This is a genomic window from Streptococcus sp. CL6.35, from assembly GCF_049737915.1.
Lineage (GTDB): Bacteria > Bacillota > Bacilli > Lactobacillales > Streptococcaceae > Streptococcus.
In genome coordinates this window covers 15795-33221 of sequence record NZ_JBKOTU010000009.1, presented here as the reverse complement: position 1 = coordinate 33221, position 17427 = coordinate 15795, and the positions used below count along the sequence as shown (strand labels likewise).

At 39.7% G+C, this 17427-nt stretch carries 22 protein-coding genes; all 22 read left to right on the top strand.

Annotated features, from left to right (window positions below; all coding sequences use genetic code 11):
• The first annotated feature begins 52 nt into the window (after positions 1 to 52).
• The 22 genes from comGA (at position 53) to ulaG (ending at position 17390) form a co-directional block, all read left to right on the top strand.
• Positions 53 to 994 carry a competence type IV pilus ATPase ComGA gene (gene comGA, locus ACLNCP_RS09505; protein ID WP_424844365.1) on the top strand — a complete coding sequence of 314 codons (942 nt, stop codon included), beginning with the start codon at positions 53 to 55 and terminating at the stop codon, positions 992 to 994.
• A complete protein-coding gene (gene comGB, locus ACLNCP_RS09500) occupies positions 942 to 1958 on the top strand; it encodes a competence type IV pilus assembly protein ComGB (RefSeq protein WP_424844372.1) in 1017 nt (338 codons plus the stop codon). Before comGA ends, comGB begins: the two co-directional genes overlap by 53 nt.
• A 1-nt stretch (position 1959) precedes the next feature.
• Complete coding sequence (gene comGC, locus ACLNCP_RS09495) at positions 1960 to 2283, top strand: comG operon protein ComGC (protein ID WP_000738641.1); 324 nt, start codon at positions 1960 to 1962, stop codon at positions 2281 to 2283.
• Positions 2246 to 2680 carry a competence type IV pilus minor pilin ComGD gene (comGD, locus tag ACLNCP_RS09490; protein WP_185757749.1) on the top strand — a complete coding sequence of 145 codons (435 nt, stop codon included), beginning with the start codon at positions 2246 to 2248 and terminating at the stop codon, positions 2678 to 2680. Before comGC ends, comGD begins: the two co-directional genes overlap by 38 nt.
• Positions 2643 to 2945 carry a competence type IV pilus minor pilin ComGE gene (comGE, locus tag ACLNCP_RS09485; protein ID WP_153209718.1) on the top strand — a complete coding sequence of 101 codons (303 nt, stop codon included), beginning with the start codon at positions 2643 to 2645 and terminating at the stop codon, positions 2943 to 2945. Before comGD ends, comGE begins: the two co-directional genes overlap by 38 nt.
• Positions 2908 to 3369, top strand: coding sequence for a competence type IV pilus minor pilin ComGF (gene comGF, locus ACLNCP_RS09480; protein ID WP_173875728.1), 462 nt, complete (start codon positions 2908 to 2910; stop codon positions 3367 to 3369). The genes comGE and comGF overlap by 38 nt, the downstream gene beginning before the upstream one ends.
• The gene (gene comGG / locus ACLNCP_RS09475) at positions 3347 to 3760 is read left to right on the top strand and encodes a competence type IV pilus minor pilin ComGG (RefSeq protein WP_173875729.1); all 414 of its coding nucleotides are present in this window, start codon (positions 3347 to 3349) and stop codon (positions 3758 to 3760) included. Before comGF ends, comGG begins: the two co-directional genes overlap by 23 nt.
• Before the next feature lie 32 nt (positions 3761 to 3792).
• Positions 3793 to 4380 carry a class I SAM-dependent methyltransferase gene (locus ACLNCP_RS09470; protein WP_173875730.1) on the top strand — a complete coding sequence of 196 codons (588 nt, stop codon included), beginning with the start codon at positions 3793 to 3795 and terminating at the stop codon, positions 4378 to 4380.
• 60 nt (positions 4381 to 4440) lie between these two features.
• Complete coding sequence (locus ACLNCP_RS09465) at positions 4441 to 5394, top strand: class I SAM-dependent methyltransferase (protein ID WP_424844364.1); 954 nt, start codon at positions 4441 to 4443, stop codon at positions 5392 to 5394.
• A gap of 49 nt (positions 5395 to 5443) precedes the next feature.
• Positions 5444 to 6634, top strand: a complete 1191-nt coding sequence (locus ACLNCP_RS09460) for an acetate kinase (RefSeq protein ID WP_084886490.1) — start codon at positions 5444 to 5446, stop codon at positions 6632 to 6634.
• Between the two features lie 149 nt (positions 6635 to 6783).
• Complete coding sequence (gene rnpA, locus ACLNCP_RS09455) at positions 6784 to 7155, top strand: ribonuclease P protein component (protein ID WP_000739245.1); 372 nt, start codon at positions 6784 to 6786, stop codon at positions 7153 to 7155.
• The gene (locus ACLNCP_RS09450; RefSeq protein ID WP_004236733.1) at positions 7130 to 7954 is read left to right on the top strand and encodes a membrane protein insertase YidC; all 825 of its coding nucleotides are present in this window, start codon (positions 7130 to 7132) and stop codon (positions 7952 to 7954) included. Before rnpA ends, ACLNCP_RS09450 begins: the two co-directional genes overlap by 26 nt.
• Before the next feature lie 17 nt (positions 7955 to 7971).
• Complete coding sequence (jag, locus tag ACLNCP_RS09445) at positions 7972 to 8961, top strand: RNA-binding cell elongation regulator Jag/EloR (protein ID WP_049515763.1); 990 nt, start codon at positions 7972 to 7974, stop codon at positions 8959 to 8961.
• Between the two features lie 50 nt (positions 8962 to 9011).
• Positions 9012 to 9635 (top strand): hypothetical protein, encoded by a 624-nt coding sequence (locus ACLNCP_RS09440; RefSeq protein WP_000932629.1) that lies wholly within the window; start codon positions 9012 to 9014, stop codon positions 9633 to 9635.
• Between the two features lie 130 nt (positions 9636 to 9765).
• Positions 9766 to 11223 (top strand): PTS ascorbate transporter subunit IIC, encoded by a 1458-nt coding sequence (locus ACLNCP_RS09435; protein WP_238096589.1) that lies wholly within the window; start codon positions 9766 to 9768, stop codon positions 11221 to 11223.
• A 22-nt stretch (positions 11224 to 11245) separates the two neighbouring features.
• Positions 11246 to 11527, top strand: a complete 282-nt coding sequence (locus ACLNCP_RS09430; RefSeq protein WP_000241466.1) for a PTS sugar transporter subunit IIB — start codon at positions 11246 to 11248, stop codon at positions 11525 to 11527.
• A gap of 76 nt (positions 11528 to 11603) precedes the next feature.
• Positions 11604 to 12089: a PTS sugar transporter subunit IIA gene (locus ACLNCP_RS09425; protein ID WP_033679597.1), complete on the top strand. Its 486-nt coding sequence runs from the start codon at positions 11604 to 11606 to the stop codon at positions 12087 to 12089.
• A 16-nt stretch (positions 12090 to 12105) separates the two neighbouring features.
• Positions 12106 to 12771, top strand: coding sequence for a 3-keto-L-gulonate-6-phosphate decarboxylase UlaD (locus ACLNCP_RS09420; RefSeq protein WP_023947938.1), 666 nt, complete (start codon positions 12106 to 12108; stop codon positions 12769 to 12771).
• A 3-nt stretch (positions 12772 to 12774) separates the two neighbouring features.
• Positions 12775 to 13638 carry an L-ribulose-5-phosphate 3-epimerase gene (locus ACLNCP_RS09415; RefSeq protein WP_023947936.1) on the top strand — a complete coding sequence of 288 codons (864 nt, stop codon included), beginning with the start codon at positions 12775 to 12777 and terminating at the stop codon, positions 13636 to 13638.
• 1 nt (position 13639) lies between these two features.
• Positions 13640 to 14347, top strand: a complete 708-nt coding sequence (locus ACLNCP_RS09410) for an L-ribulose-5-phosphate 4-epimerase (RefSeq protein WP_424844363.1) — start codon at positions 13640 to 13642, stop codon at positions 14345 to 14347.
• 166 nt (positions 14348 to 14513) lie between these two features.
• A complete protein-coding gene (locus tag ACLNCP_RS09405) occupies positions 14514 to 16187 on the top strand; it encodes a BglG family transcription antiterminator (RefSeq protein ID WP_000242091.1) in 1674 nt (557 codons plus the stop codon).
• A gap of 111 nt (positions 16188 to 16298) precedes the next feature.
• Positions 16299 to 17390, top strand: coding sequence for an L-ascorbate 6-phosphate lactonase (ulaG, locus tag ACLNCP_RS09400; RefSeq protein WP_424844362.1), 1092 nt, complete (start codon positions 16299 to 16301; stop codon positions 17388 to 17390).
• Positions 17391 to 17427 lie beyond the last annotated feature (37 nt).

Genomic DNA, 17427 nt, shown 5'->3' with positions numbered 1-17427 from the left:
GCTTTTTTATTTTTTCAAAATCTTTGCGAATAGTATAGGTGAGGAGGTAAGTATGGTTCAAGAAATTGCACAAGAAATCATTCGGTCGGCCCGGAAAAAAGGGGCGCAGGATATTTATTTTGTCCCTAAGTTAGACGCCTATGAGCTTCATATGAGGGTGGGAGACGAGCGCTGTAAAATTGGTTGTTATGATTTTGAAAAGTTTGCGGCCGTCATCAGTCATTTCAAGTTTGTGGCGGGTATGAATGTGGGAGAAAAGCGACGCAGTCAACTAGGTTCCTGTGATTATGAATACGACCAGAAGATGGCATCCCTACGTTTATCTACTGTAGGCGATTATCGAGGTCATGAGAGTTTAGTTATTCGCTTGTTGCACGATGAGGAACAGGATTTGCATTTTTGGTTTCAGGATATTGAAGAATTGGGCAAGCAGTACAGGCAACGGGGTCTCTATCTCTTTGCTGGTCCAGTCGGCAGTGGTAAGACGACCTTGATGCACGAATTAGCCAAGTCTCTTTTTAAGGGACAACAAGTTATGTCCATTGAAGATCCAGTTGAGATCAAGCAGGACGACATGCTCCAGTTGCAGTTGAACGAAACAATCGGGTTGACGTATGAAAATCTCATCAAACTTTCCCTACGTCATCGACCAGACCTCCTGATTATCGGAGAAATTCGAGACAGCGAAACGGCGCGTGCAGTGGTCAGAGCCAGTTTGACAGGGGCGACAGTCTTTTCAACCATTCATGCCAAGAGTATCAGAGGTGTTTATGAGCGCTTGCTGGAGTTGGGTGTGAGTGAGGAGGAATTAGCAGTCGTTCTACAGGGAGTCTGCTATCAGAGATTAATCGGGGGAGGAGGAATCGTTGACTTTGCAAACAAAGACTATCAAGAACACCAGCCAACTAGCTGGAATGAGCAGATTGACCAGCTTCTTGAAGATGGACATATCACAAGTCTTCAGGCTGAAATGGAAAAAATTAGCTACAGCTAAGCAAAAAAATATCATTACCTTGTTTAACAATCTCTTTTCCAGTGGTTTTCATCTGGTGGAGACCATCTCCTTTTTAGATAGGAGTGCATTATTGGACAAGCAGTGTGTGACCCAGATGCGCACGGGCTTGTCTCAGGGGAAATCATTCTCAGAAATGATGGAAAGTTTGGGATTTTCAAGTGCCATTGTCACTCAGTTATCCCTAGCGGAAGTCCATGGAAATCTCCACCTGAGTTTGGGAAAGATAGAAGAGTATCTAGACAATCTTGCCAAGGTCAAGAAAAAACTAATTGAAGTAGCGACCTATCCCTTGATTTTGCTGGGTTTTCTTCTCTTAATTATGCTGGGACTACGGAACTATCTACTACCACAACTGGATAGTAGCAATATTGCCACCCAAATCATTGGAAATCTGCCACAAATCTTTCTAGGAATGGTGGGGTTTGTTTCCATACTTGCCCTTTTAGCACTAACTTTCTATAAAAGAAGTTCCAAAATGCGTGTCTTTTCTATCTTAGCGCGTCTTCCCTTCCTTGGAATCTTTGTTCAGACTTATTTGACAGCTTATTATGCGCGTGAATGGGGGAATATGATTTCTCAAGGGATGGAGTTGACGCAGATTTTTCAAATGATGCAGGAACAAGGTTCCCAACTCTTTAAAGAAATCGGTCAAGATCTAGCTCAAGCCCTACAAAATGGTCGCGAATTTTCTCAAACCATAGCAACCTATCCTTTCTTTAAGAAAGAGTTGAGTCTTATTATCGAGTATGGTGAAGTCAAGTCCAAGCTGGGGAGTGGGTTGGAAATCTATGCTGAAAAAACTTGGGAAGCCTTTTTTACCCGAGTTAACCGCACCATGAATTTGGTGCAGCCACTGGTTTTTATCTTTGTGGCTCTGATTATCGTTTTACTTTATGCGGCAATGCTCATGCCCATGTATCAAAATATGGAGGTAAATTTTTAACATGAAAAAAATGATGACATTCTTGAAAAAAGCGAAAGTGAAGGCTTTTACACTTGTGGAGATGTTGGTGGTCTTGCTCATCATCAGCGTGCTTCTCTTGCTCTTTGTACCTAATCTGACCAAGCAAAAAGAAGCAGTCAACGACAAAGGAAAAGCTGCTGTTGTTAAGGTGGTGGAAAGCCAGGCAGAGCTTTATAGCTTAGATAAAAATGAAGATGCTAGCCTAAGCAAGTTACAAGCAGATGGGAGAATCACAGAAGAACAGGCTAAAGCTTATAAAGAATACCATGCTAAACAAAATACCAGTCAAACCGTTGCAGATTAAGGCCTTTACCATGCTTGAAAGTCTCTTGGTTTTGGGTCTTGTGAGTATCCTTGCCTTGGGCTTGTCAGGTTCTGTTCAGTCCACTTTTGCGGCGGTAGAGGATCAGATTTTCTTTATGGAGTTTGAAGAACTCTATCGGGAAACCCAAAAACGCAGTGTAGCCAGTCAGCAAAAGACTAGTCTGAACTTAGATGGGCAGACAATCACTAACGGCAGTCAAAAGTTGACAGTTCCCAAAGGGATTCAGGCACCATCAGGCCAAAGTATTACATTTGATCGAGCTGGGGGCAATTCGTCCCTGGCTAAGGTTGAATTTCATACCAGTAAAGGAGCGATTCGTTATCAATTATATCTAGGAAATGGAAAAATTAAACGCATTAAGGAAACAAAAAATTAGGGCAGTGATTTTACTGGAAGCAGTGGTTGCTTTAGCTATCTTTGCTAGTATTGCGACCCTACTTTTGGGACAAATTCAAAAAAATAGGCAAGAAGAAGCAAAAATCTTGCAAAAGGAAGAAGTCTTGAGGGTAGCTAAGATGGCCTTGCAGACAGGTCAAAATCAGGTAAACATAAACGGAGTTGAGATTCAGATGTTTTCTAGTGAAAAAGGATTGGAGGTTTATCATGGCTCAGAACAGTTGTTGGCTATCAAAGAGCCATAAGGTCAAGGCTTTTACCTTGTTAGAATCCCTTATTGCTCTCGTTGTTATCAGTGGAAGCTTACTCCTCTTTCAAGCCATGAGTCAGCTCCTCATTTCAGAAGTTCGCTACCAGCAGCAAAGCGAGCAAAAGGAGTGGCTCCTGTTTGTGGACCAGTTGGAGGCAGAATTAGATCGTTCGCAGTTTGAAAAAGTGGAAGGCAATCGTCTCTATATGAAGCAGGATGGCAAGGATATTTCTATAGGTAAGTCTAAATCAGATGATTTTCGGAAAACCGATGCCAGTGGACGAGGTTATCAGCCTATGGTTTATGGCCTCAAATTTGCGCAGATTACAGAGGACAATCAATTGGTTCGCTTTCGTTTTCAATTCCAAAAAGGCTTAGAAAGGGAGTTCATATATCGTGTGGAAAAAGAAAAAAGTTAAGGCGGGTGTTCTCATCTATGCAGTCACTATGGCAGCCATCTTTAGTCTTTTGTTACAATTTTACTTGAACCGACAAGTCGCCCACTATCAAGACTATGCTTTAAATAAAGAAAAGTTAATCGCTTTTGCTATGGCTAAGCGAAGCAAAGATAAGGTTGAGCAAGAAAGTGGGGAACAGGCCTTTAATCTGGGTCAGGTGAGTTATCAAAATAAGAAAACAAGCTTGGTGACGACGGTTCGTACGCCTAAGAGTCAATATGAGTTTCTGTTTCCTTCAGTCAAAATCAAAGAAGAGAAAACAGATAAAAAGGAAAAGGTAGCGACTGATTCAAGCGAAAAAGCGGAGAAGAAAAAATCAGAAGAGAAGTCTGAAAAGAAAGAGAATTCCTAGCCAATCAAGCTACTTTGTGCTAAACTAAAAATATGAAACATGATTTTAACCACGAAGCAGAAACTTTCGATTCGCCTAAAAATATCTTCCTTGCAAACTTGGTTTGTCAAGCAGTCGAGAAACAGATTGATCTTCTATCAGACAAAGAAATTTTGGATTTTGGTGGAGGGACGGGGCTATTAGCCTTGCCTCTGGCAAAACAAGCCAAATCTGTAATATTGGTAGATATTTCTGAGAAAATGCTGGAGCAAGCTCGTTTGAAAGCGGAGCAGCAAGAAATCAAGAATATCCAGTTTTTGGAGCAAGATTTACTGAAAAAAACCTTAGAGCAAGAGTTTGATCTCATTGTTGTTTGTCGTGTTCTTCATCATATGCCTGATTTGGATGCGGCTCTCTCACTGTTTCATCAACAGTTGAAGGAAGATGGACAACTCCTCGTTGCTGATTTTACCAAGACAGAGGCTAACCATCATGGATTTGATTTAGCTGAACTGGAAAAACAGCTAATTGAGCATGGTTTTTCATCTGTGCATAGTCAGATCCTCTATAGCGCTGAAGACCTGTTTCAAGGAAATTACTCAGAACTCTTTTTAACAGTAGCCCAAAAATCACTCGCTTAATCAGGGAGTGATTTTTCTATAAGGATGGAAAAAAGAAGGGAAATTTGATAAGATAGGAATATGGATTTTGAAAAAATTGAACAAGCTTATACGTATTTACTAGAGAATGTCCAAGTCATCCAAAGTGATTTGGCGACCAACTTTTATGACGCCCTGGTGGAGCAAAACAGCATCTATTTGGATGGTGAGACTGAGTTAGAGCAGGTCAAGGAAAACAATCAGGCCCTTAAACGCTTAGCGCTTCGCAAAGAAGAATGGCTCAAAACCTACCAGTTTCTCTTGATGAAGGCTGGGCAGACAGAGCCCCTACAGGCCAATCACCAGTTTACACCAGATGCCATTGCTTTACTTTTGGTGTTTATTGTGGAAGAGTTGTTTAAAGAGAAGGAGATTACGATCCTCGAAATGGGTTCTGGGATGGGAATTTTGGGCGCTACTTTCTTGACCTCGCTTGATAAAAAGGTGGATTACTTGGGAATGGAAGTGGATGATTTGCTGATTGATTTGGCGGCTAGTATGGCAGATGTAATTGGTTTGCAGGCTGGTTTTGTCCAAGGAGATGCCGTTCGTCCACAAATGCTCAAAGAAAGCGATGTGGTCATCAGCGACTTGCCTGTCGGCTATTATCCTGATGACGCCGTTGCGTCGCGCCATCAAGTTGCTTCTAGTCAAGAACATACTTACGCCCATCACTTGCTCATGGAACAAGGACTTAAGTACCTCAAGTCAGATGGATACGCTATTTTTCTCGCTCCGAGTGATTTGTTGACCAGTCCTCAAAGTGATTTGTTGAAAGGCTGGTTGAAAGAGGAGGCAAGTCTGACTGCCATGATTAGTCTGCCTGAAAATCTCTTTGCTAATGCTAAACAATCCAAGACTATTTTTATCTTACAGAAGAAAAGTGAAATAGCAGTGGAGCCTTTTATTTATCCACTTGCTAGCTTGCAAGATGCAAGTGTTTTAATGAAATTTAAAGAAAATTTTCAAAAATGGACTCAAGGTACTGAAATATAAAATAGATTTTGTTATAATAGATGAAAACGCTTAAAAGAGGAGTCTTGTTATGACAAAAACAATTGCAATCAATGCGGGAAGTTCAAGTTTGAAATGGCAATTATACTTAATGCCAGAAGAAAAAGTATTGGCGAAAGGTTTGATTGAACGTATCGGTTTGAAAGATTCAATTTCAACTGTAAAATTTGATGGTCGTTCTGAACAACAAATTTTGGATATTGAAAATCATACACAAGCCGTTAAAATCTTATTGGATGACTTGATTCGTTTCGATATTATCAAGGCTTATGATGAGATTACAGGTGTTGGACACCGTGTTGTTGCAGGTGGAGAATATTTCAAAGAATCAACAGTTGTTGAAGGGGATGTTTTAGAAAAAGTTGAAGAGTTGAGTTTGTTGGCTCCTCTCCACAATCCAGCTAATGCAGCAGGTGTTCGCGCCTTCAAGGAATTGTTGCCAGACATTACCAGTGTAGTTGTTTTTGATACTTCATTCCACACAACTATGCCAGAGAAAGCTTATCGCTATCCTCTACCAACAAAATATTACACAGAAAACAAGGTTCGTAAATATGGTGCCCACGGTACAAGTCACCAGTTTGTAGCAGGAGAAGCAGCAAAACTCTTGGGCCGTCCATTAGAAGACTTAAAATTGATTACTTGCCACATCGGTAATGGTGCTTCTATTACAGCTGTTAAGGGTGGTCAATCTGTCGATACTTCAATGGGCTTCACTCCACTTGGTGGTGTGATGATGGGAACTCGTACAGGGGATATTGACCCAGCTATCATTCCTTACTTAATGCAATATACAGAGGACTTTAACACGCCTGAAGATATTAGTCGAGTCCTTAATCGTGAATCAGGCCTTATGGGTGTTTCAGGCAAATCTAGTGATATGCGAGATGTGATTGCTGCTATGGAAGAAGGGGATCACGATGCCACTTTAGCCTATGAAATGTATGTTGATCGCATTCAAAAACATATCGGTCAATACCTTGCGGTCCTAAATGGAGCAGATGCTATTATCTTTACTGCAGGTATCGGTGAAAATGCTGCAAACGTACGTGAAGATGTTATCTCAGGTATCTCTTGGTTTGGCTGTGATGTTGATCCAGAAAAGAACGTCTTTGGCGTGACAGGAGACATCTCAACAGAGGCAGCGAAGATCCGTGTATTGGTTATTCCAACTGATGAAGAATTAGTCATTGCCCGTGACGTTGAACGCTTAAAAAAATAACTAAAATCAGAAAAAATATTCCGTACAAGGAGTTGGGAAAGAGATTTTTCCAGCTTCTTTTTATGGTGAAATTGTCCAAAACCTTGCTATGATTGGCTTTTTTGAAAAATATGGTATAATAGTAGTAATTTAATAGATGGAGTTGAGTTTTGAAGAAAAACTTTCGTGTAAAAAGAGAGAAAGATTTTAAGGCGATTTTCAAGGAGGGGACAAGTTTTGCCAATCGCAAGTTTGTTGTCTACCAACTAGAAAATCAGAAAAACCATTTTCGAGTAGGTCTATCAGTTAGCAAAAAACTGGGGAATGCCGTCACTAGAAATCAAATTAAGAGACGGATTCGTCATATTATCCAGAATGCCAAAGGGAGTCTGGTAGAAGATGTCGACTTTGTTGTCATTGCTCGAAAAGGGGTCGAAACCTTGGGATACGCAGAGATGGAGAAAAATCTACTCCACGTATTAAAATTATCAAAGATTTACCAGGAAGGAAATGGGAGTGAAAAAGAAACTACAGTTGACTAGTTTGCTAGGACTGTCCCTATTTATCATGACAGCCTGTGCAACAAATGGGACAACTAGCGATATTACAGCCAATTCGGCTGATTTTTGGAGTAAATTTGTTTACTTCTTTGCGGAAATTATTCGCTTTTTATCGTTTGATATCAGTATCGGAGTGGGGATTATTCTCTTTACGGTCTTGATTCGTACACTGCTTTTGCCAGTCTTTCAAGTGCAAATGGTGGCTTCCAGAAAAATGCAAGAAGCTCAACCACGCATTAAGGCGCTTCGAGAACAATATCCAGGTCGAGATATGGAAAGCAGAACCAAGCTAGAGCAAGAAATGCGTAAAGTCTTTAAAGAAATGGGTGTCAGACAGTCAGATTCTCTTTGGCCGATTTTGATTCAGATGCCGGTTATCTTGGCCTTGTTCCAAGCTCTATCAAGAGTTGACTTTTTAAAGACAGGTCATTTCTTATGGATTAACCTTGGTGGTGTGGATACAACCCTTGTTCTTCCGATTTTAGCAGCAGTATTCACCTTTTTAAGTACTTGGCTGTCCAACAAAGCCTTGTCTGAGCGTAATGGAGCTACGACTGCGATGATGTACGGTATTCCGGTCTTGATTTTTATCTTTGGGGTTTATGCTCCGAGCGGAGTCGCTCTCTACTGGGCAGTGTCCAATGCTTATCAAGTCTTGCAAACCTATTTCTTGAACAATCCATTCAAGATTATTGCAGAGCGCGAGGCTGTAGTACAGGCACAGAAAGATTTGGAAAATAGAAAAAGAAAAGCCAAGAAAAAGGCTCAGAAAACGAAATAATAAGGAGGAATCTGGTAATGGTAGTATTTACAGGTTCAACTGTTGAAGAAGCAATCCAGAAAGGATTGAAAGAATTAGATATCCCAAGACTGAAGGCTCATATCAAAGTCATTTCTCGTGAGAAAAAAGGATTTCTTGGTTTATTTGGTAAAAAACCAGCCCAAGTGGATATTGATGCTATTAGTGAAACGACAGTTGTAAAAGCAAACCAACAAGCTGTAAAGGGAGTTCCGAAGCAAATTAATGATTTGAATGAGCCTGTTAAAACAGTCAGTGAAGCAACTGTTGATTTGGGTCATGTTGTAGAGGCAATTAAAAAGATTGAGGAAGAAGGCCAAGGTATTTCTGATGAAGTCAAGGCTGAAATCTTAAAACATGAAAGACATGCCAGCACTATCTTAGAAGAAACTGGTCACATTGAGATTTTAAATGAATTACAACTTGAAGAAACTGCTCTCGAAGAAGAAGTAGAAACTCCTATTATTGAAAACCAAGCTGAGCAAACTGAAAGTCAAGAACTAGAAGACTTGGGCTTAAAAGTTGAACCGAGCTTTGATATTGAACAAGTAGCTACGGAAGTAACGACTTATGTTCAAACAATTATTGATGACATGGATGTTGAAGCTACACTTTCAAATGACTATAACCGTCGTAGCATCAATTTGCAAATTGATACTAACGAACCAGGTCGTATTATCGGCTACCATGGTAAAGTCTTGAAGGCCTTGCAACTATTGGCTCAAAATTATCTTTACAACCGCTATTCAAGAACCTTCTACATTACTATTAATGTCAATGATTATGTTGAACACCGTGCAGAAGTCTTGCAGACCTATGCGCAAAAATTGGCGACTCGTGTTTTAGAAGAAGGACGCAGTCATCAGACAGATCCAATGTCAAATAGCGAACGCAAGATTATTCATCGTATTATTTCACGTATGGATGGCGTGACCAGTTACTCTGAAGGTGATGAGCCAAATCGTTATGTTGTCGTAGATACAGAATAAGTAAAATCAGGGTTATCCTGATTTTTTGCTAGCTGGAGGAGATTAAATTAATGTTGAATAAGATAAGAGACTATTTAGACTTTGCTGATTTGCAGTACCGTAATCCTGATAAGGCGGGAGCAGAGCGAGAGAAAATGCTGGAATTGCGCCACAAAGGCCAAGAGGCTCGAAAGGCTTTTACAGAACTGGCTAAAGCCTTTCAAGCAAGTCATCCAGAATGGCAACTCCAACAGACTAGCCAGTGGATGAATCAGGCGCAACGTTTACGACCACATTTTTGGGTTTATCTACAGAGAGACGGACAAGTAACAGAACCTATGTTGGCTCTTCGTTTGTATGGGACATCTACTGACTTTGGAATTTCCTTAGAGGTCAGTTTCATCGAGCGTAAGAAAGATGAGCGAACTCTAGGCAAGCAGGCCAAAGTTTTAAAAGTTCCAACCGTTGAAGGTGTTTATTATCTAGTCTACTCTGATGGTCAAAGTCAACGGTGGGAGGCGAACGAAGAAAATCGTCAAATTTTAAGAAATAAACTATCCAATCAGGAAGTCCGAAAAGTGTTAGTTAAAATAGATGTCCCTATAACAGAGAATTCATCTGAAGAAGAAATCGTAGAAGCCCTACTGAAATCTTATGATAAAATTCTTCCATTTTATCTAGCTACGAGAAACTAAGCTAATCATTAAAATATCATAAATCATACAGTCCAAGAGTGAACAGTCCGCTGTGTAATTCTTGGTCTTTTTGTTTACGCTTTCAAATTATATAATAAACCTACAAAAACAATTCAAAAGGAGAACAATTATGGAAGTCATTTCAAGTGTTCTAAATTGGTTTTCTAGCAATATTTTGCAGAATCCCGCATTTTTCGTAGGTTTATTGGTGTTGATAGGATACGCACTTTTGAAAAAACCTGCCCACGACGTTTTCTCAGGGTTTGTTAAAGCAACAGTAGGGTATATGTTGCTCAATGTGGGTGCAGGTGGTTTGGTTACAACCTTCCGTCCGATCTTAGCAGCCCTTAACTACAAATTCCAAATTGGTGCAGCGGTTATCGACCCTTACTTTGGACTTGCTGCAGCAAACAACAAAATTGCAGCAGAGTTTCCAGATTTTGTTGGAACTGCAACTACAGCTCTATTGATTGGTTTCGGAATAAATATCTTGCTCGTAGCTCTTCGCAAGATCACGAAGGTAAGAACCCTCTTTATTACTGGTCACATCATGGTACAACAAGCTGCAACAGTATCTCTTATGGTTCTATTCTTAGTACCACAATTGCGCAATGCTTACGGTACAGCAGCGATTGGTATCATCTGTGGACTTTACTGGGCAGTTAGTTCAAATATGACTGTTGAGGCAACTCAACGCTTGACTGGTGGTGGCGGATTTGCGATTGGTCACCAACAGCAATTTGCAATCTGGTTTGTAGATAAAGTAGCAGGACGCTTTGGTAAGAAAGAAGAAAGTTTAGACAATCTTAAATTACCTAAGTTCCTCTCAATCTTCCACGATACAGTTGTTGCATCTGCTACCTTGATGCTCGTATTCTTCGGAGCCATTCTTTTAATCTTGGGTCCAGACATTATGTCTAATAAAGAAGTCATCACTTCAGGAACTCTATTCAATCCTGCTAAACAAGATTTCTTTATGTACATTATTCAAACAGCCTTTACCTTCTCAGTTTACTTGTTCGTTTTGATGCAAGGTGTCCGCATGTTCGTATCTGAGTTGACAAACGCCTTCCAAGGTATTTCAAACAAATTGTTGCCAGGCTCATTCCCAGCGGTTGACGTTGCAGCTTCTTATGGATTTGGTTCTCCAAACGCTGTCTTGTCAGGATTTGCCTTTGGTTTGATTGGTCAATTGATCACAATTGTCTTGCTCATCGTCTTTAAAAATCCGATTCTTATTATTACAGGATTTGTACCAGTGTTCTTTGACAATGCAGCCATTGCGGTCTACGCTGATAAACGCGGTGGATGGAAAGCGGCTGTTATCCTATCCTTCATCTCAGGTGTTCTCCAAGTTGCTTTAGGAGCTCTCTGTGTAGCTCTTCTTGATTTAGCATCTTATGGTGGTTACCATGGAAATATCGACTTTGAATTCCCATGGCTTGGATTTGGATATATCTTCAAATACCTTGGTATTGTTGGTTATCTACTTGTGTGTCTCTTCTTGCTTGTTATTCCTCAACTTCAATTTGCCAAAGCAAAAGATAAAGAGAAATATTACAACGGTGCAGTTCAAGAAGAAGCTTAGTATCTAGAAAAGGAGAAATAAAATGGTTAAAGTATTAGCAGCGTGCGGAAATGGAATGGGTTCATCAATGGTTATCAAGATGAAGGTTGAAAATGCTCTCCGTAAGCTTAATCAAACAGATTTTACAGTCAATTCATGCAGTGTCGGTGAAGCTAAAGGTTTAGCAGCAGGATATGACATCGTAATCGCTTCTCTTCATTTGATCCAAGAATTGGAAGGGCGAACTAATGGGAAGTTAATTGGGCTTGACAACTTGATGGATGATAAAGAAATCACTGAAAAACTCAGTCAAGCACTACAGTAAAAGGTTGGAGGGGGCTGGATAGAAACTGAGAGTCATCGTTTCTGTCCTTCTCCCTCTTTAAATAAAGGAGGCAGATATGAATTTAAAACAAGCTTTAATTGACAATGACTCGATCCGACTAGGTTTAGAAGCTAAAGACTGGAAAGAAGCAGTCAAGGTAGCAGTAGATCCCTTGATTGAAAGTGGAGCAATTTTGCCAGAGTATTACGATGCTATCATTGAATCGACTGAAGAGTATGGCCCATACTATATCTTAATGCCAGGTATGGCTATGCCCCATGCTAGACCTGAAGCTGGAGTGCAAAGAGATGCCTTTTCATTGATCACCTTACAAAATCCTGTTGTATTTTCAGATGGGAAAGAAGTTTCAGTTTTGTTGGCACTAGCAGCAACAAGCTCAAAAATTCACACAAGTGTAGCCATTCCACAGATTATTGCCTTGTTTGAATTAGAAGATTCTATCGCACGTTTACAGGTTTGCCAGACTAAGGAAGATGTCTTGACGATGATTGAAGAATCTAAGGATAGCCCTTATCTCGAGGGATTGGATTTGGAAAGTTAGAAAGAGGAATAAAGAGATGACAAAAAGAATACCTAATTTACAAGTTGCATTAGATCATTCAGACTTGCAAGGAGCGATTAAAGCAGCTGTTTCTGTTGGTCAGGAAGTAGATATTATCGAAGCTGGAACTGTTTGCTTATTACAAGTTGGAAGTGAACTGGTTGAAGTCTTGCGAAGCCTTTTTCCAGATAAGATTATTGTGGCAGACACAAAATGTGCCGATGCTGGTGGAACAGTTGCCAAAAATAATGCCGTTCGTGGTGCCGATTGGATGACTTGTATCTGTTGTGCAACTATCCCTACTATGGAAGCGGCTCTAAAGGCTATCATGGCTGAACGTGGAGACCGAGGCGAAATCCAGATTGAACTTTATGGCGATTGGACTTTTGAACAAGCTCAGCTTTGGCTAGATGCTGGTATCTCACAAGCTATTTATCACCAATCTCGTGATGCACTTCTTGCTGGTGAGACTTGGGGTGAAAAAGACCTTAATAAGGTTAAAAAACTTATCGACATGGGCTTCCGTGTGTCTGTAACAGGTGGTCTAGATGTAGATACTCTCAAACTATTTGAAGGCGTTGATGTCTTTACCTTTATCGCAGGTCGCGGAATTACAGAGGCTGCAGATCCAGCAGGAGCAGCGCGTGCCTTCAAGGATGAAATCAGACGAATTTGGGGGTAAACCATGGCACGTCCAATTGGAATTTATGAAAAGGCAACCCCGACACACTTTACTTGGCTAGAACGTTTAAATTTTGCCAAGGAGTTAGGCTTTGATTTTGTCGAGATGTCTATTGATGAACGTGACGAGCGTTTAGCAAGACTGGACTGGAGCAAGGACGAGCGTTTGGAAGTTGTCAAAGCAATCTATAAAACTGGTGTTCGTATTCCTTCTATCTGTTTTTCAGGCCATCGTCGCTACCCATTGGGATCAAATGATCCAGTTCTAGAGGAAAAATCTCTAGAACTCATGAAAAAATGTATTGAATTAGCCCAAGACTTGGGAGTTCGTACTATTCAATTAGCTGGTTACGACGTTTATTATGAGGAAAAGTCACCCCAGACACGCCAACGTTTTATCAAAAATTTGAGAAAAGCTTGTGACTGGGCTGAAGAGGCTCAGGTGGTACTTGCTATTGAAATTATGGATGATCCTTTTATCAATAGTATCGAAAAATACTTGGCTGTAGAAAAGGATGTTGACTCTCCCTACCTTTTTGTATATCCAGATATTGGGAATGTGTCTGCATGGCATAATGATGTCTATAGTGAGTTCTATCTAGGTCACCATGCTATCACAGCTCTCCATCTCAAGGATACTTATGCAGTGACAGAAAGTTCAAAGGGGCAGTTCCGAGATGTACCTTTTGGGCAAGGTTGTGTCAAATGGGAAGAAGCTTTCGATATTTTAAAACAAACCAATTATAATGGACCTTTCCTAATCGAAATGTGGTCTGAAAATTGTGAAACTGTAGAAGAAACACGCGCAGCCATTCAAGAGGCGCAAGCTTTTCTCTATCCACTAATTAAGAAAGCAGGTTTGATGTAAGATGAATCAAGTAATAAACGATATGCGTAAACGAGTCTGTAATGCCAATCAATCATTACCAAAACATGGACTTGTTAAATTTACCTGGGGAAATGTATCGGAAGTCAATCGCGAACTAGGTGTCATTGTTATTAAACCATCAGGCGTAGATTATGACGAATTGACACCTGAAAACATGGTGGTGACGGACTTGGATGGCCAAGTTCTAGAAGGAGATTTAAGACCATCTTCTGACCTCCCAACTCATGTGCAGTTATATAAGGCATGGCAAGAGATTGCTAGTGTGGTACACACCCATTCGACAGAAGCAGTTGGTTGGGCACAGGCTGGACGTGATATTCCTTTCTATGGAACAACCCATGCAGATTATTTCTACGGTTCAATCCCTTGCGCTCGTAGTTTGACCAAAGATGAAGTAGAAGTAGCCTATGAAAAAGATACTGGCTTGGTTATCGTAGAAGAATTTGAGCGTCGTGGTCTCAATCCTGTTGAAGTACCAGGTATTGTTGTACGCAATCACGGTCCATTCACCTGGGGAAAAAATCCAGAGAATGCTGTTTATCACTCTGTCGTACTAGAGGAAGTATCAAAGATGAATCGCTTTACAGAACAAATCAATCCAAGAGTTGAACCTGCTCCTCAGTACATTCTAGAAAAACACTACCAACGTAAGCATGGACCAAATGCTTATTACGGTCAAAAGAAATAAGAAATTGAATTGAAAAGAGGCTAGGACCTTTCGATCCAAGCCTCGCTTTTGTAATTGTAAGTATTCGTTATTAAGAGACTACTGTTGATAATTGAAATGCGTTAGTGAATGTGATACTATTATAAAGTTGTTTTCAAGGCAGTTGATTGATAGAGGAGTATGAAATATGGTACTGGATAAGGCAAGTTGTGATTTACTTCAATATTTGATGGATCAAGAAACGTCCAAAACGATTATGGCGATTTCAAAAGATTTGAAAGAGTCAAGAAGGAAAATTTATTATCACATTGACAAAATCAATGCTGCTTTGGGTGACGAGGCGCTTCATATCATTAGTATTCCACGAATTGGTATTCACTTAACGGAAGAGCAGAGAGATGCTTGTTGTGAACTATTATCGGAAGTAGATTCGTACGATTATATCATGAGTGCGCATGAACGTATGATGATAATGTTACTATGGATAGGTATTTCTAAAGAACGTATTACGATTGAAAAATTGATGGAGTTAACAGAGGTGTCTAGGAATACTGTTCTCAATGATTTGAATAGTATTCGTTATCAACTAACTTTGGAACAATATCAGGTGACCTTGCAAGTGAGCAAGTCACAGGGATACCATCTTCATGCCCACCCCCTTAATAAAATTCAGTATCTTCAATCGCTTCTATATCATATTTTTATGGAAGAAAATGCCACTTTTGTATCTATTTTAGAAGATAAGATGAAAGAGAGGTTAGATGGTGAGTGTTTGCTTTCTGTTGAAATGAACCAATTTTTTAAGGAACAGGTTCCTTTAGTTGAACAAGATTTAGGGAAGAAAATAAACCATCATGAAGTAACTTTTATGTTGCAGGTTCTACCTTATTTGCTGTTAAGCTGTCATAATGTTGAACAGTATCAAGAAAGACATCAGGATATAGAGAAAGAATTTTCTTTGATAAGAAAAAGAATAGAGTATCAGGTGTCTAAGAAATTAGGAGAGCGGTTGTTTCAAAAGTTTGAAATTTCTTTGTCAGAACTTGAAGTTTCTCTTGTAGCTGTTCTTCTCCTCTCCTATCGTAAAGATTTGGATATTCATGCAGAAAGTGATGATTTTCGGCAATTAAAACTTGCTTTAGAAGAATTTATCTGGTATTTTGAATCACAAATCCGAATGGAGATTGAGAACAAGGATGATTTGTTACGAAATTTGATGATCCACTGTAAAGCCTTGTTATTTAGAAAGACGTACGGTATTTTTTCTAAAAATCCTCTAACAAAACAAATTCGATCCAAGTATGGAGAATTATTTTTAGTCACTAGAAAATCTGCGGAAATTTTAGAAGGAGCATGGTTTATTCGGCTAACAGACGATGATATTGCCTATTTGACGATTCATATTGGAGGATTTTTAAAGTATACACCATCGTCTCAAAAAAATATGAAAAAAGTTTATCTCGTTTGTGATGAAGGTGTTGCGGTTTCGAGACTTTTGCTGAAACAATGCAAACTTTATTTTCCAAATGAGCAAATTGGCACTGTATTTACAACAGAACAATTTAAGAGTGTGGAAGATATTGCACAAGTTGATGTAGTGATTACTACTAATGATGATTTGGATAGCAGATTTCCGATTTTAAGGGTTAATCCTATCCTTGAAGCAGAAGATATTTTGAAAATGCTAGACTATCTTAAACACAATATATTTCGTAATGAGAGCAAAAGTTTCAGTGAAAATCTTTCTAGTCTTATTTCGTCTTATATTGTAGACAGCAAGTTGGCTAGTAAGTTCCAAGAAGAGGTTCAAACACTTATAAATCAAGAAATAGTAGTTCAAGCTTTTTTGGAAGATATTTGAAGGACAGTCCAATGATGAACACAAACCTGTGTTTTTCTTGGTCTTTTTTAGTGTTTTGAAGGGTGGTATACTAATCTCAAAGATAACAATTATATCCAAAGGAGGCAACATATGCCAAATGTCAAAGAAATTACAAGAGAGTCATGGATTTTAGCTACTTTCCCAGAGTGGGGAACATGGTTGAACGAAGAAATCGAAGAAGAAGTCGTACCTGAAGGCAATTTTGCCATGTGGTGGCTAGGCAACTGTGGTACTTGGATTAAGACACCAGGTGGTGCTAACGTTGTCATGGACCTTTGGTCAAACCGTGGAAAATCAACCAAAAAAGTGAAAGATATGGTTCGTGGGCACCAAATGGCAAATATGGCAGGTGTTCGTAAGTTGCAACCAAACTTGCGTGTTCAGCCAATGGTTATCGATCCATTTGCTATCAACGAACTAGATTATTACTTAGTTTCACACTTCCATAGTGATCATATCGACCCATACACAGCTGCAGCAATTCTCAACAATCCGAAGTTAGAGCATGTTAAGTTTATCGGTCCTTACCACTGTGGACGAATCTGGGAAGGATGGGGTGTTCCAAAAGAACGTATCATCGTTGTTAAACCAGGTGACACTATCGAATTAAAAGATATGAAGATTCATGCAGTAGAATCATTTGACCGTACTTGTTTGGTAACTCTCCCAGTGAACGGTGCTGATGAGACAGGCGGTGAACTTGCTGGCTTAACTGTTACAGATGAAGAAATGGCTCAAAAGGCTGTTAACTATATCTTTGAAACACCAGGTGGAACCATCTATCATGGTGCAGATTCTCACTTCTCAAACTATTTTGCAAAACATGGTAAAGACTTTAAAATTGATGTTGCTTTGAATAACTATGGTGAAAATCCGGTAGGTATCCAAGATAAAATGACATCTATCGACCTTCTTCGTATGGCAGAAAATCTGCGTACCAAAGTCATTATCCCAGTTCACTATGATATCTGGTCTAACTTCATGGCTTCCACTAATGAGATTCTAGAACTTTGGAAAATGAGAAAAGATCGCTTGCAATACGATTTCCATCCATTTATCTGGGAAGTCGGCGGTAAGTACACTTATCCTCAAGATCAACACTTAGTAGAATACCATCATCCACGTGGTTTTGATGATTGTTTTGAACAAGACTCTAACATTCAATTTAAAGCTTTGCTATAATATAAAAATATTCTTTGGAGGTTATCCGTATGTTGCA